This is a genomic window from Clostridium cochlearium, assembly GCF_900187165.1.
Lineage (GTDB): Bacteria > Bacillota > Clostridia > Clostridiales > Clostridiaceae > Clostridium_G > Clostridium_G cochlearium.
Genome location: NZ_LT906477.1, coordinates 1,363,515 through 1,388,619, shown reverse-complemented (window position 1 = coordinate 1,388,619; position 25,105 = coordinate 1,363,515). Strand labels below are relative to the sequence as shown.

The following is a 25,105-nucleotide window of genomic DNA, read 5'->3' as shown; positions in this document are numbered from 1 at the left end:
ATGAAGTTAGAAGGAATAAGTTTACTAAATTATAATTTAATTTTTATATATCAGAAGCTGCAGTAGATAAAGGTGGAATAACTTGTTTTTTTCTAGACATAACATTAGGTAAATACACAGCATTATCCTTTAATTCTTTTCCGAAAGCTTTAGTTACTAAATGCTTTTCTTTTCCTGCAGCTATAAGTTGAGAACCATCCTTTAATAAATCTGTAACCATTAAAATAAGCAAATCAAATTTTTCGTCAGAGGCTTTATTTTCCATGTAAGATAACATATCATCTTTTAAGGAATTAAAACCTTCTGTGTCCATGGTATTTATTTGCCCAACTCCTACAGTTAGAGAGTTTATGTTAAAGGTTTTAAAATCTTGGTTAAATATCTCTTCTATGCTTTTATCTTTTAGGGAAGTTCCCTCTTTAAACATTTCTTCTGCAAAGCTTTCTACATCTAAATCTGCAATTTCTGAAAGTCTTTTTAACATATATTTATCTGTGTTTGTAGATGTAGGTGATTTAAGTAAAAGAGTATCTGATATTATAGCAGCACATAATAATCCTGCCATTTGTTTTGATGGTCTTATACCATTTTCAAAGTAAATAGATGCTATTATAGTAGCAGTACAACCTACAGGTTCATTTCTAAAGTAGATAGGAGAACCTGTTTGTATATCTGCAATTCTATGGTGATCTATTATTTCTATTAATTGAGCATCTTGAAGTCCTGGTACAGATTGACTTCTTTCATTATGATCTACTAAAATAACTTTCTTTTTATTTTTAGATATTAAATGATATCTTGATATACTTCCTAAAACCTTTTTATTATTATCTACTACAGGATAACTCCTATATCTTGTTTCAAGCATTATATCTCTAATTTCATCTACCAAATCATCGTGATGAAATACTACTAAATTATCCTTTGTCATTACATAATCTACGGGAACACTTTGAGGAAGTAGTCTAGAGGCTGTAAAGGTATCATAAGGTGTAGTTATTATGGCACAATTAACTTTCTTAGCCTTATCTATTATTTTTTTAGATACTTCATGTTTTCCTGTTATTATCATTAAAGATGCCTTTAAATCCAATATTAAATCCTGAGTATCTTCTCTATCTCCACATATTACAATGTCCCCTTCTTCTATTAAGTCACAAGCACTTTCAGGTTGCATAGCTGCTACTACTATTTTACCCGTAAAATTATTTGATGTAATATCTCCATAAATGCATTTAGCTGAAAGGGTTTCTATTATATTATTTAATGTAGTATTGCTTTTAGATAAAATATTGTTATTCCATATATCCATATATGTAGAGGTAATGTTAGAAAGAGAAGCAAGTCCTATTAATTTATCATTGTTTCCTACAACAGGTAGGGTTTTTAGATTGTTTTTCTTCATAATAGACCAGGCCATTTTAAGTGAAATATCTGGTGATATAGGTGCTACCTTGTCTATGTTTAAATCCTGTATTTGAGCCTTTATAGTTTCTATAAATTCAGGTTCCTCTACATTAAAATAATCCAATACAAATTTTGTTTCTCTATTTATCTGACCAAGTCTTATAGGAATAGCAGGAGTTCCTCCTGTTTTATTTTTAAATTCTGCATAGGCTATGGCAGAACATATAGAATCCGTATCTGGGTTTCTGTGACCAGAAATATAAATTATATCCTTCAAAATAAATCCTCCTTGAAAAATTAAAGTATTTGAAAATATTTCTTACGTTTATTAATAATAGCAAAAAAAACAGAAAAACTCCAGCCCCCCCTTTTTTAGTGAACTTTTTCATAGGACAATTGACAGAGGACAGAGGATAGAGGATAGAGGACATAGGACAATTGACAGTGGACATAGGATTTTCCTCCGCTTTGCTACAGAAAATCTTTAATTTTATAATATAATTGAAAATTGAAAGTGGAGAATGGAGGAGATTTTTCTTTGTTGCACTCAGAAAAATTTTAATTTTATTTGATTTGTTAAAGATAGTTGTACTATGGAAAATTCGTTCAGCGAAGCTGAACATTGAAGATATCTTAGATTTAGTTAATATAAAAAAAGGTTTAGCTTTAGCTAAACCCAAAGATCTTATAAAATTAAAAACTTTTCGTAACGACAGTAGAGAAAAGATGTCAATCATCTTCAACTTTCCATTCTCCATTTTCAATTCTAACTAATAAGATTAAAGATTTTCTGACGTAAGGAGGAAAATCATCCCTCATTGTCCTCTGTCAAATGTCAAATGTCAAATGAACTGTCCTCTGAAAAAGTTGTTCATTATTTAAAGGTTTCTGCATATATTTTAACAGGGAACATAGTTTGGAGGTGCTATTTTGGTTAGTAAAAAAGAAGTATTACAATTAGGATTAAGTACAAGGGAGGCTGAGATTCGTCTTAAAAAATATGGACTAAATACTTTAAAGGAGAAGGAAAAAATATCTCCTGTTAAAATTTTTTTGGAACAATTTAATGATGTTATAATTTGGGTTTTAATAGTGGCAACTGTATTATCAGGACTTATGGGGGAAAAGGCAGATGCTATAACTATTTTTGTCATAATAGTTATAAATGGAACTTTAGGATTTATACAAGAATATAAAACAGAAAAGTCTTTAGAATCCCTAAAAAATATGGCTGCACCTACAGCTAAGGTGATGAGAGATGGAAAAATAAAGGTTATAAATGCTATGGAGTTGGTTATTGGAGATGTAATTTTAATAGAAAGTGGAGATAGAGTTCCTGCAGATTCTATTATATTAGATAATTACTCCCTTATGTTAGATGAATCATTGTTAACTGGTGAATCTGTAGGAGTTAATAAAAGTGGCAATGGAAAAAATAAAGATATTTATATGGGAACCATAGTTTTAAAGGGTAAAGCTATGGCAAAAATTATAGCAACTGGTATGAACACTGAAATGGGTAAAATAGCAGGTATGCTTGATAATATAGAAAAAGATAAATCTCCTCTTAAAGAAAAATTAAATTCACTTGGTAAGGTATTGGTTGTAATATGTTTAATTATTTGTATAGTGGTAACTGTTGTTGGTATAATGAGGGGAAATAATAAATATGAGATGTTACTTTTAGGAGTAAGTTTAGCGGTGGCAGCTATTCCAGAAGGATTACCTGCTATTGTAACGGTTTCTTTAGCATTAGGAGTTTTTAGAATGTTAAAGAAAAATGCACTGGTTAGAAGGTTACCAGCTGTAGAAACTTTAGGATGCACATCTATAATATGTAGTGATAAAACTGGAACATTAACAGAAAATAAAATGAAGGTAAAAGAAGTTTTTTATAACAATGTTTTAAAAGCTTTAGGAGAAGAAAAAATCATTAAAGATGAAATTTTTAGAAAAATTATTACATATTGTAATGATTGTAATCTGGATTTTAGTCAGAAGGATATAAATAAGGGAGTATTTGGAGATCCTACAGAAGTTGCTTTAATAAGAGCTTGTTTTAAGAACACAAAAGAATTAAAGTCCATATTAGATAAAGGTAAGAAAATATATGAAGAGCCCTTTGATTCTAATAGAAAGATTATGTCTGTAGTGGTAAAGGAAGGTGGAAAAAATACATTATATATAAAAGGAGCACCAGAGAGAATAATAGAAAGATGTAAATACATTAATATTTCGGGAAAAATAGAACCTTTAAAAGAAAGCCATAAAAAAGATATATTAAAAGCAGTTGAAAGTATGTCATTAAAAGCTTTAAGATGTATAGCAGTAGGTTACAAACCTATTGAAGGGGCTAATTTTAGGGGAAATAATTTAGAAAAGGATATTATTTTTGTAGGAATTGCAGGTATGATAGATCCACCTAGAAAGGAAGTAGAGGATGCAGTTTATAAATGTAGAATGGCTGGAATAATGCCTGTTATGATAACTGGAGACCATAAGAATACAGCCTATGCTATAGGAAAAGAATTAGGTATAGCAAACTCCTATGAACAAGTAATAACAGGAGAAGAACTAGATAAACTTAGTGATAGAAAGCTTGAAAAACTAATTGAGCATATAAAAATATTTGCAAGAGTTAGTCCAAATCATAAGTTAAGAATAGTTAAAACTTTTAAAAAAGGAAATAGAGTAGTGGCAATGACTGGAGATGGAGTAAATGATGCGCCAGCAGTTAAAGAAGCGGATATTGGTATATCTATGGGTATGACTGGGACAGATGTTACAAAGGAAGCATCTTCTATGATACTTTTAGATGATAATTTTAAAACTATTGTAGATGCAGTAGAAGAGGGAAGAGTTATATATGATAATATAAGAAAATTTATAAGGTATTTGCTTTCTTGTAATTTAGGTGAGGTTTTAACTGTATTTTTAGCCTCTATAATGAATCTTCCAACACCATTACTTCCTATACAAATTTTATTTGTAAATTTGGCTACAGATGGATTACCTGCTATGGCCTTAGGAGTAGATCCAGCGGATATAGATATTATGGAACAAAAGCCTAGAGGAAGAGATGAGAGTATATTTTCTAGAGGACTAAAGGAAAAGATATTAATAAGGGGAAGTTTAATAGGTATATGTACAGTTCTTTCTTTTTATATGTCTTATGCTTATAATATGGACTTAAGAACTTGTAGAACCATTGCACTAAGCACCTTAATACTATCTCAATTAATACACGTATTTGAATGCAGATCAGAAAGGCATTCTATATTTGAAATAAAATATTCAACCAATATTTATTTAATATTAGCAGTAGCTGTATCTATAGTAATGCTATTTTGTGTTATATACATTCCATTTTTCCAAAAAACTTTTCACACATCAAGCATAACTATAAGTCAGTGGTTTATAGTACTATTTTTCTCTGGCATAATATCCTTTATAAATAGTATATATCTTTTAATTAAGAACAAAAAAAGATAGAATAAAAAGTGCGTACATTTTTTATTGATGTACGCACTTTTTTTAATGAACAACTACTTGTATCTAGTTTTAACCCTTTGAACCTTTGGTTCCTCATCAAGAGGAATTAAATCTCTTCTAGTTGTAAGATTTCTTATGTTCATTATTTCTATTTCTTCTCGATGTTCTTTTCCTTTTTTGCCTTTAAGTCCTTGAACTAAAACAAAATTTCCTTGAGATAATTGAATGAAATCGATTTTTTTGAACCATCTTCTCTTTTTGTACACGCACCTTACAATATTTCTGCTTCTTTCTGGTTTAACCAATAAAACTGCTGTTATTTTATGAAAAATCCAGAGAATAGTTTTTTCTTCAACTTTTACAGAAACTATGTTTCCCTGTACCTGAGCTAATCTATCTCCATATTTTTTAATGTAATTTTCAGCATAGTATTTATTTAACTTATCAGTAAATCCCATATAAATAACTCCTTTGCAATATATTTATTTATGATTCCACGTTTAATAAAAATTATTACATAAATTAATACATATTAATACTATGGTAATATATAGTCATATTATATCATAGTATCTTTAATTTTAAAATAACTGTATAAATAATTAATTCCTTTTCCCGACTTTGTTACATTTGACAATTGACAGAGGACAGTTCATTTGACATTTGACATTTGACAGAGGACAATGAGGGATGATTTTCCTCCTTATGTCAGAAAATCTTTAATCTTATTAGTTAGAATTGAAAATGGAGAATGATTGACAACTTTTCTCCATTAACATTACGAAAAGTTTTTAATTTTATAAGATCTTTAGGGTTAGCTAAAGCTAAACCTTTTTTATATTAGACAAATCTAAAATATCCTTAATTCTCCATTCTCCACTTTCAATTTTCAATTATATCTACATTGACATTTTTATTGATGGCTGGTTTAGCGAAGTTAAACATCGCTTTAGTTTTTAAGAACATTAAAATTAAGTCAGGCTATAGTGTTAAAATCTTTTAAGCTATAAAATTCTATTGAATAGTTTAGTTTTAGTTTTTATAAAAATTCATATAATCAAAGATTTTTTGTAACAAAGTGAAAAAATCCTCAATAATTATTCATTGTTCCTTGTTCATTATTCATTAATTAACGGCGGCCTATCGGCTTGCGACACAGTCGCTAGATTAATAGCAAATAATTAAAATAAATTATTATATAAAAGTTAATTTATTTTAAATCTCATCAGATTTTATAAAATTAAAGATTTTCTGTAGCAAAGCGGAGGAAAATCTTCCTTCATTGTCCTATGTCAATTGTCCTATGTCCTCTGTCCTCTGTCAATTGTCCTATGAAAAAGTTCATTAAAATACTTGTTCCTAAATACATATAAATAGAATATTAATATATTAATAGATGAAATAACAGTGAATAGTTATGTATAGAGGAGGGGTTAAGGTGGAGAGATTTAAATTAGATAAAATTAAATATGAAATAGATTTTAATGATATAGATTTCAAGGAAGAGGATTCCATAGCTGAATACTATGAAACATATAATCAAATTAAAAAGTCCTTATCCATAGATAAAGAAGGATATAATTTATATTTAATAGATGATTTTTCTAAGGAAAAGTTAAAAAATATTATAAAATTTATAAAGAAAGAATTTAAAAATGTAGATCTACAGGATATTTGCTATGTTATAAAAGAAGATATAAAAAATCCTGTGCCTATAGCATTATCTAGAGGAAAAGGAAATATTTTTGAAGAAATTCTAGAAGATATTAAAGATGAATATTGGAGTTTAGCTAGTGAATTTTATAATTCATCTAAAAATAATAAAAAAGAACAGCTTTTACAAGAAATAGATGATATGAAAAGTGATTTGCTAAGTAAAATTATTGAAACATCTAAGGAAAAAGGATTTAATATAAAGCTTGCAAAATCAGGAATTGTATTTGAACCTTTAAAGGAAAATGAAGAGCCAATGACAGAAAAAGAATTTGAACTTTTATCTAAAGAAAAGAGAGAGGAAATATTAGTCAATATATCTATATTAAAAAAAGAAGCAGAATTCTTATTGGAAACTTTAAATAATAAAGCAGAAGAACTTTTAGAAAGTATAAAAAATATATTTAAAGAACATTTAAAAGAAAATATGAAAGATACAAAAATTTACTATAATAAATTATTAAATGAAGAAGTACAGGCTATCCAATATTTAAACTATGTTTGTAAAAATATAGAGGAGGATTTAGTAGAAAATTATTCTGAGGATTATGATTTTGATGAAGAGAATACAGCAGAAATTATATATAAATACGGAGCAAATATAATATTAGATAATAAAGATACTGAAGATATGCCATGTATTTATGAAGAAGATCCTAATTTAGAAAATCTTTTAGGAAATATTGAATATGAAAGCAAAAATGGAAGTTATGTAACAGATATAAATATGATTAAAGCAGGATCTATGGTAAAAGCTAATGGAGGATGCCTTATATTACGAGCAAATAAACTGCTATCTAATGCAGCTTGCTATTATCATTTTAAAAAGGCTATTATGACTGGCAAGGTGGATATGAATTATAGTAAGGGGTACTTAGAAGTATTAGCTTTAAGTGGTATGAAACCAGAACCAGTAGAAATTAAAGAAAAGGTAATTTTAATAGGTGATTTTCAAACCTACGATATACTTTATAATTATGATGAGGATTTTAGAAAAATATTTAAAATAAGAGGAGAATATGATCCTATTGTAAATATTAATAAAAGAACTAAATCTTCTTTAATAAGGAATATAGATAATATTTGTAAAGTAAATAATTTAAAGCCTGTAAAAGAAGGTGGTATTTTTGAAATAGCTAAAGCTCTTTCTAGAAAGGCTGAAGATAGGAGAAGATTTTATTTTAAGTTAGAGGAATTAGAGAGAATTTTAGTAATGGCAAATAATAGAGCTTTAGGAGAAAATAAAGACTTTATAGACGGAGAAGAGGTTATCTCAGAATTTTATAGGGAGGATACATTAGAAAATAAAATAATTGAAGAATTTAGAGATGGCAAAATCTATATAAATTTAAAAGGAAATGCCATAGGAGAAATAAATGGTCTTACAGTTTTAGATTCAGGATATTTAAGTTTTGGAAAGCCTGTTAAAATAACTTGTAATTGTTATAATGGCAACGGCAATATTATAGATGTACAAAAGGATAGTCATTTAAGCGGAAAAATTCATAGCAAAGCTATTAATATACTAAAAGGATATATTAATGAAGTTTTTGGAAAGTATTCAGGATTACCTGTGGATTTTCATATAAGCTTTGAACAGGTTTACGGGGAAATAGATGGAGATAGTGCTTCTGTAGCAGAGGTAATATCTATAATATCTGCTTTAAGTAAATTTGGCATAAAAAGAAACATTGCAGTAACAGGTTCTATAAATCAAAAAGGCGAAGTTCAACCTATAGGTGGAGTAAATGAAAAAATAGAAGGCTTTTTTAATATTTGTAAGAACTTAGGAGATGTAAAAGGTAAAGGAGTAGTGATTCCATATTCTAATAGAGATAATTTAGTATTAAATAGAGAAGTAGAAAAAGAAGTGGAAAAAGGCAATTTTAATATATATCTTATGAAAACAGTAGAAGATGCAATTGAAATTTTAATGTGTAATGAGAAAACTTCTCCTAAAGATGTATTTCAAGAAGCTTTTAGGGAATTAAAAAAATACGAATTGTTAGGAAATAACAGAAAACCATATAAAGATTAGTTCTATAAGGAATAAATATTTTAATTTATTAAATATAAAAAATATTAAAATTATTGTTGAAATTAAGAAGGATTTTTCTTTTAATTGTAGAACATTATATATACTAAAGTTTCTTCCACTTAATAAATTTATTGGTGTAAAGGGGGAGATTGTTTTCAGAAAATACTTTGGTAGTTGGTTTATATTTATAGGATTAGTGAGTTTAGTAAGTATATATTTCTTAGAACTAGGTAAAAATATAAAAATAAATAGCACAAGAATAGAGGCTGCTACATTAAGTGTAACAGTCTCTTTGATTTTATTAAAGTCATAGGGTGAAATCATAATTTGTAAGTTGTTTATTGTTCATTGAAAAAAAATTAGGAGTAGAGTATAATTTTAGAAGGAATTAACTAAAGTTGATGAAAGGATTGTGTACATATATGAAACTAGGAATTGTTGGACTACCTAATGTAGGTAAAAGTACTTTATTTAATGCAATTACAAGTGCAGGGGCAGAAGCCGCAAATTATCCATTTTGCACTATAGAACCTAATGTAGGTGTGGTTACTGTACCGGATAAAAGATTAGATGTTTTAGAAAAGATGTATGATTCAAAGAAAAAAATTTATGCAACCATAGAATTTTATGATATAGCAGGCCTTGTAAAGGGAGCTAGTAAAGGTGAAGGTCTAGGAAATAAATTTCTATCTCATATAAGAGAAGTTGAAGCTATAGTTCATGTAGTAAGATGTTTTGATGATGGAAATGTAGTTCATGTTGAGGGAAATGTAGATCCTGTTAGGGATATAGAAACCATAAATCTTGAACTTATATTATCTGATCTTGAAGTTTTACAAAGGAGAATGGAAAGAACTACTAAATCCTTTAGAGCTGGAGAAAAAAATGCTAAATTAGAAATGGAATTAATGGAAAAACTAAAGGCACATTTGGAGGCAGAAAAGCCAGTTAGAACTTTTGAAGCTACAGAAGAAGAAAAAGAAATTATAAAAGGACTTTTCCTTATTACTTCTAAACCAGTTTTATATGTTTGTAACTTATCAGAAGATGATTTAGTTTCTGGTAATTTAGAAAATGAATATGTAAAAAAGGTAAAGGAATATGCAAAGGGAGAGCAAGCAGAAGTAGTATCTATAAGTGCAAAAATTGAAGAAGAATTATCTACTTTAGAAGAAGAAGAAAAACTTGAAATGCTTAAAGAATATGGAATAGAAGAACCAGGACTTCATAAATTAATACAAGCAAGTTATAGATTATTAGGATTAATAAGTTATTTAACAGCAGGAGTTCAAGAAGTAAGAGCATGGACTATAAAACAAGGTACTAAAGCACCACAAGCAGCAGGAAAAATCCACACAGACTTTGAAAGAGGATTTATAAGAGCAGAAGTAGTTTCTTATGATGAATTAATAGAATGTGGTTCAGAAGCTGCAGCAAAGGAAAAAGGATGTTATAGATTAGAAGGAAAAGATTATGTGGTAAAAGACGGAGACGTTATATTGTTTAGATTCAACGTTTAGAATAAAAGTGCTCTGCACTTTTATTCAGTGAATAACTAACAGTGAATAGTGAATAACTAAGGAGGTTCTTCCTCCTAACGTCAGAAGAACTTTAATTTTATTAGATAAGATAGATAGTTGTTCATTGTTTACTATTAGTTGTTCATTAATTAAAGTTTGTTTATTTGGTATATAATATAATAAAAAGTATTATGTATCGGAGGGAATATTATGAATAATGCAAATGGAGAGAATAACCTATATGAACAATTCTTAAAATATTCATATCATGATTTAAAAGAACTATTTAAAAAAGCAAAAACCAAAGAAGAACAGGATTTTTACATGACTTTATCTAATCTAGTATTACAAAAATCACAGAAAAAAGTCATAGGTGAGGAATAATGGCTACGTATACTATATTTGGAGGAGTTAATGGTGCTGGAAAAACTTCTATATATAAATCCATTTATTATAAAAGAAATAAAAATGAAAAAAGAATAAATACTGATGAGATGGTGGCAAGGATAGGTTCTTGGAAAGATAATAATATTCAAATTAAATGTGCAAGAGAAGCAGTAAAACTTATAAATAACTATATAAAAAATGACATATCTTTTAATCAAGAAACCACACTTTCTGGTAAAAGTATTGTTAGAAATATAAAGAAGGCAAAAGAAAAAGGTTTTTATGTAGTTATGAATTATATAGGTGTAGATAATCCTGATATAGCTAAAGAAAGAGTTAAGATTAGAGTTTTAAGAGGTGGGCATGGGATTCCAGAAGAAGCTATAGAAAGAAGATATTATGAATCATTAGATAATTTAAAAGAATTGTTAACTACATGTGATGAAATAAATATATATGATAATACAAAGAATATTGAACAAATAGCCTATTTAGTTAATGGAAATGTTAAGTGGAAAAGTGAAAACATACCCAAATGGAGTAATTGTATTTTTGAATATATATAAATAAAAGTTAATTATTTTATCTAAGTCTTGTTCAGCAAAGCTGAACATTATTTTTTTATAAAAAAGGTTTAGCTTTAGCTAAATGTAAAGATTTTCTGCCTCAAGGAAGAAAATCAACCATAATTGTTCACTATTCACTATTAGTTATTCACTAAACCCTATTGCCCCTTCCCTTACGTCATGGTATATAATTGAAATAGAGGTGGAAAATATGGAAAAGGAAAAAGACTTTTTTACCACAGGACAATTTGCAAAGAAGGCGGGAGTTACTCTTAGAACCTTAAGATATTACGACAAGATAGGTCTTTTAAAACCTACGTCTTATAATGAATTGGGACATAGACTTTATACAAAGGAGGACTTTGGAAATTTACAAAAGATACTTACTTTAAAGTTTATTGGTTTATCCTTAGAGGAAATTGGGGATATTATGAAATATGACCTAATTTCTAAAGGATTTAAAAAGTCTTTAGAAATCCAAAAAGAAATAATAGAAGAAAAAGCTAGACAAATGCAAAATATAGTAAAGGCTATAGATGAAACATTAAATATGATGGAAGATGATGACAAGGTTAATTGGGATAAATTTATAAATATTATAAGCTTGATAAATGAAGATAAAAAATGGATTAAGCAATATAAAAATGCGTCCAATTTAAGAGCTAGAATAAATTTACATCAAAAGTTTAGCACTAATAAAGAAGGATGGATGCCTTGGTTTTTTAAAAATTTACCATTAAATAAAAAATGTAAGGTTTTAGAGCTTGGTTGTGGTGACGGAAGTCTTTGGAAGATAAATTATAAGTATATACCTGAAAACTGGGATATTTATCTTACAGATTTTTCAAAGGGAATGTTAGAGGATGCTAAAAAAAATTTATCTAAGCAAAAAGAAAGATTTAAATTTGAAATTGTGGACATAGAAAAAATTCCTTATGAAGATGAAAGCTTTGATGTGGTAATTGCAAATCATATGTTGTATCACGTAGAAAATATAGATAGAGCTATGATAGAAGTAAACAGAGTCCTTAAAAAACAGGGTATATTTTACGCCTCTACAGTAGGCAAAGAACATATGAAAGAAATGAGAGAATTTATTTCTAAGGTAGATAAAAGTATACTTCATTTGGAAAGCTTTACTTTAACTAAAAAATTTCAATTAGAAAATGGAAAAAAAATATTAAGTAAGTATTTTCCCTATGTGGATACAAAAAGATATGAAGATAGTTTGGCAATAAAAGAAGAAGAGGCTCTTTTAGATTATATATTTTCCATGCCAGGAGATATAAGAGAAAAATTTGATGAAGAAAAATTAAAAAAAATTCAAAATATGTTACAAAAAGAAAAGTATGAAAAAGGATATATTTATATAACAAAAGATACAGGGTTTTTTAAAAGTAAAAAATATAAAGGAGTGTTATAAAAATGAGTAAAAAGATACCATTTTCACCACCAGATGTAACTAGAGAGGAAATAGATGAGGTAGTTAAGGTTTTAGAATCAGGGTGGATTACTTCAGGACCAAAGGTTGCAGAATTTGAAAGTGCTATGGCAAATTACTGCAATACAAACCATGCTTTAGCAGTTGCTAGTGCTACTTCAGGTATGGAGCTTATATTAAAAGTTTTTGATATAAAAAAAGGAGATGAAATAATAACAACTCCATATACTTATACATCTACATCCAATATAATTTTACACAGGGGGATTAAACCTACTTTTGTAGATGTTAAAAAAGATAGTTTTTTAATTGATATAGATAAAATAGAAAAGGCAATTACTCCTAAAACTAAGGCTATAATAACTGTAGACTTTGCAGGAGTTCCTGTAGATTATGATAAAGTTCGTGAAGTTTTGAAAAAATTAGGAAGAGAGGATATAATATTAATATCCGATTCAGCTCATTCTTATGGAGCATCTTATAAAGGAAAAAAAGTAGGAGGTCAATTTGATTTCCATGTGTTCTCTTTCCATGCTGTTAAAAACCTAACTACAGCAGAAGGGGGAGGAGTAACCTATAATGATAACAATTTTAAGGGTAAGGAAGATTTAATAAAAGAATTTAAATATACTTCTCTTAACGGTCAATCCAAGGATGCTCTTTCTAAAATGAAAGCAGGGGCTTGGAGATATGATGTGTTAACAGATGGATTTAAGTGCAACATGACAGATATGCAAGCAGCTCTTGGAGTAGTTCAAATGAAAAGATATGAAAGTCTTTTAGAAAAGAGAAGAGCTATATTTAATGTATATTCTAGCAAATTAAAAAATAAGGATTGGGCTATAATTCCTTTTGATAAAAATGAAGAAATGGAAACTTCTTATCATCTATATCCTTTAAGAATAAAGGGCTTTGAGGAAGAAGATAGAACTTCCGTTATTGAAGAGTTAGCTAACAAAGACATAGCAACTAATGTTCACTTTATACCTTTACCTATGTTTACAGTTTATAAAAACTTAGGGTATAAAATAGAGGATTATCCTAATGCTTATAATCAATATAAAAATGAAATAAGTGTACCAGTATATTCTACTTTAACCCTAGAAGATGCAGAATATGTTATAGATGAACTTATTAAAGCAGTGGAGAAAAGATTATAAAATATTATCTTTTAAAAGGAGAGATTAAAATGAAAGTTGGATTTTATACATCACAAAGAGAATATAATGAAAAGAAAGAAGAGTTTCAACAGGCTATAAAAAATGTTATAGAAAATGGTATTAGTACCCTAGGCCCAGAAGTTAAAAAGTTTGAAGAAGAAGTGGCAAATTATACAGGAGCAAAACATGCTATAGGAGTGGCTTCTGGAACAGACGCTTTAGTTATAGGTTCAGATATATTAGGGTATAAAAAAGGAAAAGAAATTATAACCTCACCATTTACTTTTCTTGCTTCAACTTCTTGCATAGCTAAACATGAAGGAATACCAGTGTTTGTAGATATTGATGAAGAAACTTTTAATATAGATACCACTAAAATAGAAGAAAAAGTAACTAAGAATACAGCAGGAATACTTCCTATACATTTATTTTGCCAAATGGTAAATATGGATGATGTAATGGATATAGCTAAAAGACACAACCTAACAGTATTTGAAGATGCTGCAGAAGCATTTGGCATGAGATGGAAAGGTAGAGGAGATACCTATAGACATGCTGGAACCATAGGGGATATGGGAATATTCTCATTCTTCCCAACCAAAACATTAGGTGGCTATGGAGATGGAGGAATGGTTATTACTAATGATGATAAACTAGCTGAGCTTATGAGAATTTATAGAGTTCATGGTGCTAGTGTAAAGTATCATTATGATTATTTAGGATATAATTCAAGATTGGATACTATACAAGCAGCTATTTTATCAGTAAAATTAAAATATATAGATGAAGCTATAGCTAAAAGAGAAACAATAAATTCTTGGTATAGAGAAAGATTAAAGGATGTTGAACAAATTAAATTTACAAAGATAAAAGGTGAGCAAAAACCTGTATACTATGTATTTAATATTCTTTGTGAAAAGAGAGATGAATTAAATAAATACTTAAGAGAAAATGGAATAGGAACTAGTATATATTATCCAATTCCACTGCATCTACAAAAATGTTTTAGTTATTTAGGATATAAAGAGGGAGACTTCCCAGTGGCAGAAAGGGTTAGTAAAAAGATATTAGCTCTTCCAATTTATCCAGAATTAACCGAAGATGAAGTAGATTATGTATGTGAAAAAATAAAAGAGTTTTACAGAAAATAATAAAAAAAGAGTGTATTTTGCAAAAAATACACTCTTTTTTTATTATTTTTAATATGGCATTTAATAAAATTTTAATAGAGTGCTAAAATTTAAATTTATCTAAACAAAAAAAAGGAAATTACATATTTATATAGAATTGTATCTGTAGTGGATTGAAGTGGATTAAAGTGGAGCAAAATAGATTTTAGAGGTGGAAAAATGTTTATTGGGGAGTATAACCACGGAGTAGATAGTAAAAATAGAATAATAATCCCTTCAAAATTTAGAGAAGAACTAGGAGAAAGTTTCATACTCACTAAAGGATTAGATAATTGTTTATATATATATCCTATGGAAGAATGGAAAATACTAGAGGAAAAATTAAGAAAACTCCCATTAACCAATAAAGATGCTAGAGCCTTTGTAAGGTTTTTTTTCTCAGGGGCCAATGAAATTTCCATAGATAAACAAGGAAGAGCTTTGATACCTCAAAATTTAATAAAATATGCAAACATAAATAAGGAAATAGTAAGCATAGGAGTGGCTACCAGAATAGAGATTTGGAGCAAGGAAAAATGGGAAGAATATAATGATGCTAATATAGATTATGAACAGATAGCAGAAAAAATGAGCGAACTAGGAATCTAAATAAATAAAATAATGAAGTAAAGGAATGATAAAATATGGATTTTAAACATATATCTGTTCTTTTAGATGAATGTATAGAAGGACTTAATATTAAAGAAAATGGAATATATGTAGATTGTACACTAGGTGGAGCAGGTCACTCAAAAGAAATACTAAAAAGATTATCTAAAGAAGGAAAACTTGTAGGAATAGATCAAGATGAAGAAGCATTAGGTGCTGCTTCTGAAAAGTTGAAGGAATACGAAAATGTACTATACAAACATAGTAATTTTTATTATATAAAAGACGTTTTAGAAGAACTTCAAGTGGGAAAAGTAGATGGAATTTTAATGGATTTAGGAGTATCCTCTTATCAATTAGACGAGAAAAGCAGAGGCTTTAGCTATATGCAAGATGCTCCACTGGATATGAGAATGAATAAAAAAAGTTCACTAGATGCTTATGAAGTAGTAAATTTTTATAATGAAAATAAATTAGCAAAGATTATAAAAGAATATGGTGAGGAAAGATTTGCTAAGAGAATAGCAAATTTTATAGTGGAAAATAGAAAAAATAAAAAAATAGAAACTACGGGAGAACTAGTGGATATAATAAAAAGAGCCATACCAGCTAAATTTAGAAGAGAAGGACCTCATCCAGCTAAGAGAACTTTTCAAGCTATTAGAATAGAAGTAAATGGAGAACTTGAAATATTAAATAAAGCCATTGAAGATTCTGTAAAGGGTTTAAAAAGTGGTGGAAGAATAGCTATAATTACCTTCCATTCATTAGAAGATAGAATAGTAAAAAACAAATTTAAAGAATTAGAAGATCCTTGTATATGTCCTAGGGATTTCCCAATTTGTACTTGTGGAAGGCAGCCTCTAGTTAAAATAATAACTAGAAAACCTATAGAACCTTCTAAGGAAGAAGTGGAGAGAAATCCAAGAAGTAGAAGTGCAAAACTTAGAATAGCTGAAAGACTTTAGGCTTGTTCTAAAAATAAAGGGGAGTGAATAAAATTGATAGTAACAGATAAAAAAAATTATTATGTTGACGGCAGTACTGTTATGGCTCCTGAAGTACATATAGAAGAAAAAAGCCAAAAGAAAAAAGAAAAAAAAGTTTTCAGAAAGAAGATACCTAATAATTCTAGAAAAAAATTAAGCATAATTGGGAAAATACTTACGGTATTTATAGTTGGAACTATTATAATAGGAAGATATAGCAAAATATATAATATGCAAAAACAACTTAATAATATAAATAATAGTATTGTTAAGTTAAACAAAGAAAACGAAAATTTAAAAGTGGAATTATTAAAATTAAATAATATAAAATCTGTTGAGGATATTGCTATTGGCAAGCTTAAAATGTCAGTACCTACCAAAGAAAATATGATTTATTGTGATATGAGTAAAGAAATATTTAAGCTTAATAAAAATGCAAATGAAGAAAAAAACAAAAATAAAGGAATAATAGCAAATTTTTTAAGTAAGTTATATTAGCGGAGGTATTTAGTTTGAGCAAAAAAAATTATAGGGATAAAGTACTATCAAAGAAAAGAATGTTTTTAGTACTTATGATATTGGCTGTGCTATTTACTGGTTTAATGGGAAGGCTTATATTTGTTATGGTTTATAAGTCACCAGATTATAAAAAAGCAGCTATAGATCAATGGACTAGTGAAGTGGAAATATCAGCCAAAAGGGGAAGAATTTTAGATAGGAATGGAAATGAACTAGCAATAAGTGCAAATGTTTATAGAATAGACTTAGATTTAAATGCTTTAAGATCTACTATGAAAACTAAGAAGCTTACTACTGAAGATGTAGCATCTAAGCTTGCAGAAGCTTTAGAAATGGAAAAAGAAGATGTAGTAAAAGTTATAGAAAAAAAATTACCTAATGGATTGCCCTATGGGTCTGCTACTTTAAAAAGAAGAATAGAAAAGTCTATGGCAGATAAAGTAAAGGAATTGGATTTATGGGGAGTTATAGTATCTGCAGATACAAAAAGATACTATCCAAATGAAAATTATTTAGCCCATGTTTTAGGACATACTAATTCAGATGGAGATGGACTTGCAGGAATAGAAATGCAATACAATAGTGTATTATCAGGAAAACCGGGCAAAAGAATAGCAGAATTAGATAATACAAGGTCAAGACAATTACCTTATGTTATATCAGAATTTACTAAACCAGAAGATGGAAAAGATGTGGTTTTGACCATAGATGAAATGATACAACATTTTTGTGAAAAAGCAGCTACTCAAGCATTAAGCGATAATAAAGCAAAGGCTGTAAGTATTATGGCTATGAATCCTAATAATGGAGAAATACTAGCTTTAGTAAATAAACCAGATTATAATCCAAATAATCCTTGGGTAGAAGGAAAAACTTCAGAAGAACTACAAAAAATGTGGAGGAATAGAGCTATTAGTGATACTTTTGAACCTGGATCTATTTTTAAAGTTATAACTTCCACTGCAGCTTTGGAAGAAAATTTAGTATCGGAAGAAGACAGATTTTATTGTAAAGGTTCTACTGTAATAGGTAAAAGAACTGTAAGGTGTTGGAAATCTGGTGGACATGGTAGTCAAACCTTTGTGGAAATATTAAAAAATTCTTGTAACGTAGGATTTACAGAGTTAGGTAAAAAAATTGGAAAAGAAAATTTATATAAATATATAAGGAAATTTGGATTTGGAGAAAAGACAGGAGTAGATGTTCCAGGAGAGGCATTGGGAATTATTAAAAATCCTGCAAATATTTCTGAATTGGATTTAGCTACTATATCTTTTGGACAAACAAATACAGTTTCTATAGTACAGTATTTAAGTGCTTTTAATGCTGTTGCTAATGGAGGGAAACTTATAAAACCTCATTTTCTAAAAGAAATTCAAAGCTACGATGAAGAAACAGGTGTTAAAAAAACAGAGAAAAAATTTGAAGACTATAATGAAAAAAAGATATTAAGTGAAGAAAAAACTGCTCAACTTAGGGGATATCTTGAAAAGGTAATTTCTGAAGGAGGAGGAAAAAAAGCTTTTATAGAAGGATATACTATTGGAGGTAAAACTGGAACAGCTCAAAAGGTTATAGATGGTAAATATGGACCTCAAAAATATATATCTTCCTTTGCAGGAATGGCTCCAGCGGAGAAACCTCAAATAACACTATTTGTGTCTATAGATGAGCCAGATCCATCTAATTATTATGCAGGACAAATTGCAGCTCCAGTAGCACAACAAGTATTTAATGATATATTTAATTACCTTTCTATAAAGGGAAATGCATCTGACTCAGAAATTGCTGAAAGTTTAAAGAAAGATATAGTAATACCTGAAATTAGGGGACTTAAAAAAGCAGAAGCGTTAAAAATATTAAAAGAACAAAAATTAGATTATAATATAGATGAAAAGGGAGACTATATAACAGATATGAATCCAAAGCCTGGATATACTGTTAAAGAAGGAAGCAAAATAGTACTTTACACTGGAAAAACATCCAATTATAATAGAGTAGTGGCAGTTCCAGATATAAGAGGATATACTATAGAGAATGCGTCTAAATTACTTAATAGTCTTGGTTTAAAAATAACCTATAGTGGAAGTGGACTAATTTATGAACAAAGTGTTAAAGAGGACGAGGAAGTTCCAAAGGGAACTACAATACATGTTAAATTAGAAGAAGTTATAGATTAATTTTTATACAGTGAACGGCTATGCCGTTCACTGTTATACTGTAAAAATAGACTTAATCTAAAGGAGTGTAGAGGTTATGAAATTGAAAGAAGTGCTAAAAAAAATAGACTATAATGTTTTAAATGGAAATATAGATGTGGATATAGAAAATATTCAATATGATTCCAGAAATGTTAAAAAAGGTGATGTTTTTTTTGCTATACAAGGGTATAGTACAGATGGACATAAGTTTATAGAATCTTCTATAGAAAAAGGTGCTAAAGTCATAGTTTTTGATAAGGAATTCAAAAATCAAAATGATTATAAAGATATTACTTTTATAAAAGTTGAAAATAGTAGAAAAGCATTAGCATTAGCTGCTTCAAATTATTATGGTAATCCTAAGAATAAATTAAAAATAATAGGAATTACAGGTACTAATGGCAAAACAACAAGTACTTTTATGATAAAGTCAATATTAGAAGAAGCAGGGTTTAAAGTTGGACTTATGGGTACCATATCTAATTACATAGGAGATAAAAAAATTCATGCTAAGAGGACTACACCAGAATCTTTAGAAATACATAAACTTTTTAAAGATATGGTGGAAGAAGGAGTAGATTACTGTGTAATGGAAGTATCTTCTCATTCACTGTATTTAGATAGAGTATATGGAATAGAATTTAATGAGGCCATATTTACAAATTTAACTCAAGACCATTTAGATTTCCATAAAACCTTTGAGAATTATTATAATTCAAAATTGATACTTTTTAAAAACAGTATTAATTCTATAATAAATATAGATGATAATTATGGAGAAAGAATTTTAAAAGATATAGGAGAAAAAACTTTTACCTATTCTATAAAAAAACATTCTGATTTAAAGGCGGAAAATGTAAGATTGCATTCTAGAGGAGTAGAATTTACTGTAGATTTTAAAGGAAATAAAAAGGAATTTAATATACACATACCAGGAGAATATAATGTATTAAATGCATTAGGAAGTATTTTGGCTTGTATAAATGAAAAAATCAGCTTAGATACCATAAAAACAGGTTTAGAAAAACTTTCAGGGGTACCAGGCAGATGTGAAATAGTTACAAGAGAATATAATTTAGGATATGATGTTATTGTAGACTATGCACATACACCAGATGGATTAGATAATGTACTGAGAACTGCTAGAGACTTTACAAAGGGCAGACTTATAAGTGTTTATGGATGTGGTGGAGATAGAGATAGAACTAAAAGACCTATAATGGGTAAAATAGGAACAGAACTTAGTGATTTAGCTATACTAACCTCTGACAATCCAAGGACAGAAAATCCTTTTAGTATAATAGATGATATAGTGAAGGGTATAGAAAAAGATAACTATATTGTGGTGGAAAATAGAAGGGAAGCTATTAAAAAAGCTATGACTGTAGCTCAAAAAGATGATGTTATAGTGGTAGCAGGAAAAGGACATGAAGATTATCAAATTTTAAAGGACAAAACCATACATTTTGACGAAAGAGAAGTAATAAAAGAGATAATTGAAGAACTTTATTAGGAGGAATTTTTATGGAGTATTTATCACTAGAAGATATTGTAAAAGCTGTATCAGGAGAGGTTTTAATAAAGGGAAATAAATTTGATTGGCAATATGTATCAACAGATACTAGAAAAATAGAAGAAAAAGCTATATTCATAGCACTTAAAGGAGAAAGATTTAATGGTAATGAATATGTGGCTACAGCTAGCCAAAAGGGAGCCTATATTTGTATAGTAGATGAAGAGCATTTTAAAAAGGAAGAAATAAAAGATTATACAACTATTATAAAAGTTGAAAATACAGGTAAAGCCTTATTGGATTTGGCTAAATATTATAAAAGTAAACTCAAGATTAAAGTAGTTGCAATAACTGGTTCCACTGGAAAGACTTCTACTAAAGATTTAACAGCAGCAGTTTTAAGTTCCAAATATAAAGTCTTTAAAACTCAAGGAAATTTTAACAATGAAATAGGGCTTCCACTTATGATATTCAAATTAGATAAAAGTTATGACATAGCAGTACTAGAAATGGGCATGAGTGATTTTGGAGAAATACATAGGATGGCAGAAACTGCCCTGCCAGATGTAGCTATAATAACTAATATAGGTATATCTCATATAGAAAATTTAAAGAGTAGAGAAAATATTTTAAAAGCTAAATTAGAGATTACAGATTTTTTTGGTGATAATAATATACTCATAGTAAATGGTGAAGATGAACTGTTGGGAAATTTACAAGAAGAAAATTATAAATTAATAAAAACAGGCCTTGAAAAAAATCATAATATATATGCATATGACATAAATTTAAATGAAAAGAAAGTATCTTTTGAAGTTTTAGAAAGTGAAAGTAATAAAAAAGTTTATATAAATGTGCCGGTACCAGGAAAACATAATGTATTAAACTCACTTTTAGCCATTGCATGTGGAAGGGTTTTGGGAATAGAATTTGAAGATATAAAAAAAGGAATTTTAAACTTAGAAACCACTTCCATGAGATTGGATATAGTAAAGGGTAAGAAATTTAATATAGTAGATGATAGCTATAATGCAAGTCCTGATTCTATGAGGGCAGCAATAGATGTTTTATGTAATATTAAAGGTAAAAAAAGATATGCGGTACTTGGCACTATGAAAGAATTAGGAGAAGAATCACATAGGGCTCATAGGGAAATAGGTAAATATGCTGGAGAAAAATCTATAAATTTAATAGTACTAGGTGATTTTTCAAAATCTTATATAGAAGGATATTTAGAAGGAAGTGAGAATAACAGTAATAGAGGATATATTTTAGAGGCAAAAGATAAAGACGAAGTAATAACCTATTTAAATGATCATTTAGATAGTGAAGATGTAGTATTATTTAAAGCATCTAGATCAGAACACTTTGAAGAAATGGTTGAAAGCTTTAAATAACTAGACTTTAGGAGGCGAAATATAAATAATATGAATAGCAAGATAATTTATTCTGTACTTGTAGCATTTTTTATATCAATAATTACAGGACCAATTTTAATACCATTGCTACATAATTTAAAGTTTGGACAAAATATTAGAGAAGAAGGTCCTAAAAGTCATCAAAAAAAGGCAGGAACACCTACTATGGGAGGTATTATATTTATAATATCAATTATAATATCTATGCTCATACTAGTTAAAAATCCAAGTGATGAGGCTATGTTTGCTATGTATGCCTTTATAGCTTTTGGAGTTATTGGATTTATAGATGATTACTTAAAGATTGCTAGAAAAAATAATTTAGGACTGACAGCAAAACAAAAGATGATTTTGTTATTAATAGTTTCATTTGCTTTTGCCTATTACGGAGCTAATAATCCGGATATAGGAACTTCCATAATATTACCATTTTATGAAAAAAGTTTAGATTTAGGAAAACTTTATATTCCTTTTATAATAATATATTTTGCGGGAACTACTAATGCAGTAAATTTAACAGATGGACTAGATGGATTAGCCACATCTATTACCATATTGGTTATGACTTTTTTCGTCATAGTAAGCTTTAATATGGGACATTATACTCTATCTGTATTTTGCGCAATAACTGCAGGATCACTTTTAGGATTTTTAAAGTATAATGCTTTCCCAGCTCAAATATTTATGGGGGATACAGGATCCCTTGCTCTAGGAGGGGCTGTAGCAGCAGTAGCTATGATATTAAAGCTTCCTCTTGTACTCATAATAGTAGGGGGAATATATGTATTAGAAACTCTTTCTGTTATAATACAGGTGATTTCTTTTAAATTAACAGGAAAAAGGGTGTTTAAAATGAGTCCATTACACCATCATTTTGAGTTAAGTGGATGGCATGAAACAAAAGTAGTTTCTGTATTTTCTATAATTACTGTAATACTATGCATGATAGCATTTTTATCCTTTAAATAAGTTGATTAAGGAGGTTTATATGAGAAAACTCCAAAATAATAAAATGGGAAAAATTGACTTTCTTATGTTTTGTGTAATTATGTTGTTGGTTGCTATTGGGGTTGTAATGGTGTATAGTGCTAGTTCCTATTTTGCTTTTTATAAATATGAAGATAGCATGTATTTTTTAAAAAGACAGGGACTATGGGCTATTTTAGGTATAATTGCCATGTTTGCTACTATAAATATTGATTATCATAAGTACAAAAGATATACAAAAATACTTATGTTAGTAACTACCATATTATTACTAGTTGTATTTGCCTTTCCTGAAGTAAATGGAGCTAGAAGATGGATACAATTAGGTCCTGCAAGCTTTCAACCTTCGGAAATAGCCAAATACATGGTGGTTATTTATCTTGCAAAAAGTATTGAAAATAAAGGATATAGAATTAGGACTTTTATCTACGGAGTTGTACCTTATTTATTAGTTGCAGGATTTTATGCGGGACTTGTATTTGCAGAAAAAAACTTGAGTATTGCCACAGTAATTATGATGGTTACTTTTATTATGTTATTTGTAGCAGGAGCAAAATTTTTGCATCTAGTAGCGGTAGTTATTCCAGTTATTTTAGCAGGAGTAGCAGCTATTTTACTAGAACCCTTTAGATTAGGAAGGCTTCTTACTTTTAGGAATCCCTGGATAGATCCTAAGGGAAAAGGATATCAATTAATACAATCTTTTTTAGCCTTAGGATCAGGAGGAATTTGGGGTGTTGGATTAGGACAGTCAAGACAAAAGTGTTATTATATTCCTGAACCACATAATGATTTCATATTTGCAGTTATAGGTGAGGAATTAGGACTTATAGGATGTACTTTTATAATATTGCTTTTTGTAATTTTTGTATGGAGAGGTATAGTTACAGCGGTAAAGGCAAAGGATACCTTTGGAACATTAGTTGCTGCAGGAATAACTTCTGTTATAGGTGTGCAGGCTTTGATTAATATTGCTGTTGTAACAGGTTCCATACCAGTAACAGGAGTGCCATTACCTTTTATAAGTTATGGAGGCTCCTCTTTGGTTTTAAATATGATGGCTATGGGAGTACTTCTCAATATATCAAGGCAAAAAAGCACTATATAGACTATAGCATTGTGTGTTACCACAATGCTATAATTTATATAATTATACATTTAAGGATGGAGTTAAAAATGATAAGCAATGTTAATAAATCTGATAAAACTAACGAATATATAATAAGAAGACATAAAAAAAAGAGAAGAAAAAAATTAATTGCTTTTGGTATTCTACTTATTTCTATACTTACAACTCTTTGCTTTAAACATCCTTTCTTTAATGTTAAAATAGTAGATGTTAATGGTAATAAAAATATAAAAAAAGAGTTGATAATTAAATCATCGGAAATAAGAAGTGATAACAATATTTTTTATTTGAATTTAAATAATGTAAAAAATAACATAATGAGCAATCCCTATATTTTAAATGCTGAGGTTAAAAGGAAATTGCCCAATAAAATTTTAATAAATATAGAGGAAAGAAAGGCATTATATTATATAGAAAAGGATAAGAAATTTTATATTATAGATAATAATGGATATGTATTAGAAGAAAGAAATAATATAAAAAATATGAAATTAGTTAAATTAGATGGTGTTAAAAAAAAGGATTATAAAATAGGAGAGCCTATACTTGAACAGGGAAATATAAGAATAAAGTTCATAAAAAATTTAGCCAGTTTAATTGATAAAAAAGACAATAATTATGAAATATCCATAGTAAATATAGAAAACATGAATAATATTAAGCTTAAATACAGAAATATACAAATAATATTAGGCGATGATGAAGAAATAGACACAAAATTAAATAAAGCTTTTAATATATTACTACAAAAAGAAGAAATAAGGGGTGCTAAAGAAGGGTATATAAATGTAAGTTTTAAAGGGAATCCTGTGGTGTTTATAAAATAGTATTGTAATGTTAAATTTGT

Annotated in this window: 19 protein-coding genes; 17 read left to right on the top strand and 2 right to left on the bottom strand. The window is 28.5% G+C overall.

Annotated elements, in window-relative coordinates:
• Positions 1 to 43: 43 nt before the first annotated feature.
• Positions 44 to 1,684 carry a putative manganese-dependent inorganic diphosphatase gene (locus CKV72_RS06830; protein ID WP_095177833.1) on the bottom strand — a complete coding sequence of 547 codons (1,641 nt, stop codon included), beginning with the start codon at positions 1,682 to 1,684 and terminating at the stop codon, positions 44 to 46.
• A 653-nt stretch (positions 1,685 to 2,337) separates the two neighbouring features.
• Here CKV72_RS06830 and CKV72_RS06825 point away from each other — a divergent pair.
• Positions 2,338 to 4,899, top strand: a complete 2,562-nt coding sequence (locus CKV72_RS06825) for a calcium-translocating P-type ATPase, PMCA-type (RefSeq protein WP_095177832.1) — start codon at positions 2,338 to 2,340, stop codon at positions 4,897 to 4,899.
• Positions 4,900 to 4,952: 53 nt separating this feature from the next.
• On the opposite strand, the gene CKV72_RS06820 is transcribed toward CKV72_RS06825, so the two are convergent.
• Complete coding sequence (locus CKV72_RS06820) at positions 4,953 to 5,357, bottom strand: hypothetical protein (RefSeq protein ID WP_095177831.1); 405 nt, start codon at positions 5,355 to 5,357, stop codon at positions 4,953 to 4,955.
• 980 nt (positions 5,358 to 6,337) lie between these two features.
• On the opposite strand from CKV72_RS06820, the gene CKV72_RS06815 reads away from it, so the two are divergent.
• From CKV72_RS06815 to CKV72_RS06740, 16 genes are all read left to right on the top strand, one after another.
• Positions 6,338 to 8,650, top strand: a complete 2,313-nt coding sequence (locus CKV72_RS06815; RefSeq protein WP_089864823.1) for an AAA family ATPase — start codon at positions 6,338 to 6,340, stop codon at positions 8,648 to 8,650.
• Between the two features lie 422 nt (positions 8,651 to 9,072).
• Entirely contained in the window at positions 9,073 to 10,170 is a 1,098-nt protein-coding gene (ychF, locus tag CKV72_RS06810) for a redox-regulated ATPase YchF (protein ID WP_089865102.1), read from the top strand.
• A gap of 210 nt (positions 10,171 to 10,380) precedes the next feature.
• Positions 10,381 to 10,554, top strand: a complete 174-nt coding sequence (locus CKV72_RS06805; protein ID WP_089864827.1) for a hypothetical protein — start codon at positions 10,381 to 10,383, stop codon at positions 10,552 to 10,554.
• Positions 10,554 to 11,123: an ATPase gene (locus CKV72_RS06800; protein WP_089864830.1), complete on the top strand. Its 570-nt coding sequence runs from the start codon at positions 10,554 to 10,556 to the stop codon at positions 11,121 to 11,123. Before CKV72_RS06805 ends, CKV72_RS06800 begins: the two co-directional genes overlap by 1 nt.
• 211 nt (positions 11,124 to 11,334) lie before the next feature.
• Positions 11,335 to 12,546 carry a MerR family transcriptional regulator gene (locus CKV72_RS06795; protein WP_169712355.1) on the top strand — a complete coding sequence of 404 codons (1,212 nt, stop codon included), beginning with the start codon at positions 11,335 to 11,337 and terminating at the stop codon, positions 12,544 to 12,546.
• A gap of 2 nt (positions 12,547 to 12,548) precedes the next feature.
• A complete protein-coding gene (locus CKV72_RS06790) occupies positions 12,549 to 13,724 on the top strand; it encodes a DegT/DnrJ/EryC1/StrS family aminotransferase (protein ID WP_095177829.1) in 1,176 nt (391 codons plus the stop codon).
• 29 nt (positions 13,725 to 13,753) lie between these two features.
• Entirely contained in the window at positions 13,754 to 14,875 is a 1,122-nt protein-coding gene (locus tag CKV72_RS06785; protein WP_089864839.1) for a DegT/DnrJ/EryC1/StrS family aminotransferase, read from the top strand.
• Between the two features lie 198 nt (positions 14,876 to 15,073).
• A complete protein-coding gene (mraZ, locus tag CKV72_RS06780; protein WP_089864842.1) occupies positions 15,074 to 15,502 on the top strand; it encodes a division/cell wall cluster transcriptional repressor MraZ in 429 nt (142 codons plus the stop codon).
• Between the two features lie 35 nt (positions 15,503 to 15,537).
• Positions 15,538 to 16,470 (top strand): 16S rRNA (cytosine(1402)-N(4))-methyltransferase RsmH, encoded by a 933-nt coding sequence (gene rsmH, locus CKV72_RS06775; protein ID WP_089864845.1) that lies wholly within the window; start codon positions 15,538 to 15,540, stop codon positions 16,468 to 16,470.
• Positions 16,471 to 16,503: 33 nt separating this feature from the next.
• A complete protein-coding gene (ftsL, locus tag CKV72_RS06770; protein WP_089864848.1) occupies positions 16,504 to 16,989 on the top strand; it encodes a cell division protein FtsL in 486 nt (161 codons plus the stop codon).
• Positions 16,990 to 17,003: 14 nt separating this feature from the next.
• Positions 17,004 to 19,190 (top strand): stage V sporulation protein D, encoded by a 2,187-nt coding sequence (locus tag CKV72_RS06765; RefSeq protein ID WP_089864851.1) that lies wholly within the window; start codon positions 17,004 to 17,006, stop codon positions 19,188 to 19,190.
• 76 nt (positions 19,191 to 19,266) lie between these two features.
• Positions 19,267 to 20,724: a UDP-N-acetylmuramoyl-L-alanyl-D-glutamate--2,6-diaminopimelate ligase gene (locus tag CKV72_RS06760; protein WP_089864854.1), complete on the top strand. Its 1,458-nt coding sequence runs from the start codon at positions 19,267 to 19,269 to the stop codon at positions 20,722 to 20,724.
• A gap of 11 nt (positions 20,725 to 20,735) precedes the next feature.
• Complete coding sequence (locus tag CKV72_RS06755) at positions 20,736 to 22,121, top strand: UDP-N-acetylmuramoyl-tripeptide--D-alanyl-D-alanine ligase (RefSeq protein ID WP_089864857.1); 1,386 nt, start codon at positions 20,736 to 20,738, stop codon at positions 22,119 to 22,121.
• 30 nt (positions 22,122 to 22,151) lie between these two features.
• Positions 22,152 to 23,111 (top strand): phospho-N-acetylmuramoyl-pentapeptide-transferase, encoded by a 960-nt coding sequence (gene mraY / locus CKV72_RS06750; RefSeq protein ID WP_095177828.1) that lies wholly within the window; start codon positions 22,152 to 22,154, stop codon positions 23,109 to 23,111.
• Between the two features lie 19 nt (positions 23,112 to 23,130).
• Positions 23,131 to 24,237: a stage V sporulation protein E gene (gene spoVE, locus CKV72_RS06745; protein WP_089864862.1), complete on the top strand. Its 1,107-nt coding sequence runs from the start codon at positions 23,131 to 23,133 to the stop codon at positions 24,235 to 24,237.
• 68 nt (positions 24,238 to 24,305) lie between these two features.
• The gene (locus tag CKV72_RS06740) at positions 24,306 to 25,085 is read left to right on the top strand and encodes a cell division protein FtsQ/DivIB (RefSeq protein ID WP_169712354.1); all 780 of its coding nucleotides are present in this window, start codon (positions 24,306 to 24,308) and stop codon (positions 25,083 to 25,085) included.
• Positions 25,086 to 25,105 lie beyond the last annotated feature (20 nt).